The organism is Staphylococcus sp. GDY8P85P, from assembly GCF_017892405.1.
Taxonomy (GTDB): Bacteria; Bacillota; Bacilli; order Staphylococcales; family Staphylococcaceae; genus Staphylococcus; species Staphylococcus borealis.
The window spans coordinates 1-1,826 of the sequence record NZ_JAESLA010000080.1 but is presented as its reverse complement, the minus strand read 5'-3'; the positions used below and the strand labels follow the sequence as shown (position 1 = coordinate 1,826).

General features: G+C 31.0%; 2 protein-coding genes. Both read right to left on the bottom strand.

The window, feature by feature from the left end; all coding sequences use genetic code 11:
* Positions 1–401 precede the first annotated feature (401 nt).
* Positions 402–1,451, bottom strand: coding sequence for a 23S rRNA (adenine(2503)-C(8))-methyltransferase Cfr (cfr, locus tag KA828_RS13015; RefSeq protein ID WP_001010505.1), 1,050 nt, complete (start codon positions 1,449–1,451; stop codon positions 402–404).
* A gap of 153 nt (positions 1,452–1,604) precedes the next feature.
* Positions 1,605–1,826, bottom strand: coding sequence for a hypothetical protein (locus tag KA828_RS13010; protein ID WP_481906434.1), 222 nt, complete (start codon positions 1,824–1,826; stop codon positions 1,605–1,607).

The following is a 1,826-nucleotide window of genomic DNA, read 5'->3' as shown; positions in this document are numbered from 1 at the left end:
CAGGAGTCTGGACTTGACTCATTTTTAGAATGCCATAAACATCTTCAAGTATATATTTCATTAACTTACATTTGTATTTAGGGAGAATAAAAAATCCTCCCAATTATTATTGGAAGGATTATCTATTCATTTATACTAAATAAGAGTTTTTTGTCATTCGACAAACAAAACATCTAGTTAAACTGATTTAAAAAAAATGGATGACTAATCCTATATCTTAGTACTTTGAAACTTATTCATTTCAAATTAGAAGAATACAGATTAGTTAATTATCTTCCACCCAGTAGTCCATTCATATTTGAAGAAAATACTAGCATAATTGAGTTATCAAAATAATATTAATTGCATTAATATTATTTAAAAATTCACCTTATTATATCAGCTATATACCTTGTTCAATACTATTGGCTATTTTGATAATTACCATATAATTGACCACAAGCAGCGTCAATATCAATCCCAAATTGACTTCTAATTGTGACATGGATACCAGCAGACTTCAAAACTTTGTAAAAGGCTTCTACCTGCCCTTCGTTTGCTTCTCCATACATCTCAGGTGCACTTATTGTAGGATTGTATCGTATCAAATTTACATGATATAACTTCCCTGATTTATAGCGACTTTTAAGAAGGCTAACAACTTCGTTTGCATGCTCAAGAGAATCATTTACACCAGGCAACATGATATAAGCTATATATACTTTCCTTGAAGTTAATCTTATATGTTCATCGAGTATATTCATTACCTCATCTATTGGGTATCTATCATTTATTGGCATCAATTTGCTGCGTTCCTCACTATAAGGTGAGTGTAATGAAAATGTAAGATTTACTTGAGGATATTCCTGGGTTATTTTTTTGATACTAGGTATAATACCAATCGTTGATATAGAAAGTCTACGAGGACTTAATGCAAATAAATTAGGATCCGTAAACGAATCAAGAGCATCAAATACTTGACGGTTGGCTAGAGCTTCACCCATTCCCATAAAAGAAATGCTATCAATTTGATGACCTAATAAATGGAAGTATAAAACTTGATCTGTTATCTCATCTACAGTTAGGTTTTTTTTCAATCCAATGTCGCCTGTAGCACAAAATTTACACCCAAAATTACATCCGCATTGTGATGATATACAAAATGACTCCCAACCTGCTTTATACTTCATGTTTACCGTTTCTACTCTCTCATTCTTTGATACTTCAAAAAGCACTTTCGTAACTTGCTCTGAATTTTGCTCTGCTAAGAGCTTGATATTCAAAACTGTTTCTCCAAAATTATTTATTAAATCCTCCCTAAGTAATTTTGGAAGAACCTTCATATCCTCAAATCGACTAATTCTTTGTTTAAAAATCGCATTGGTTATTTGTTTTATTCTATAATCAGGCTCATTATTACTTCTTAAAAATTCCTGTATTTTACCATACTTTGTTTTATTATTAAAATTCATTTCTTTCATCCTTTCACAATTTGCTCTAGTGGTAATTAGAATAATTGGAAAGGAGTAGCAGTCCCTAAGAATCAATTTCTTTTTGCACACAAAAAAAACACAGATAAAAATTACCGGTGCCGAAAGTCAAAACATACAAATATGCATATTTCACTACATAAAACAAGTATGTTGATGATCTTGTTTTAAACTTATCCATAGTAGAGGCAAAGCTCCGGCAACTGTTTTTATATCATTGTTTAGTTTAAAAAAGGACAGACTACTCCCTTTAATAGCTAAAATAGCTATTACCTCCTTTGATAAAGTCCGTATAATTGCGTAAAAGTAAAAAGGCCATATAACAGTCCTTTTACGGTACAATGTTTTTAACGACAA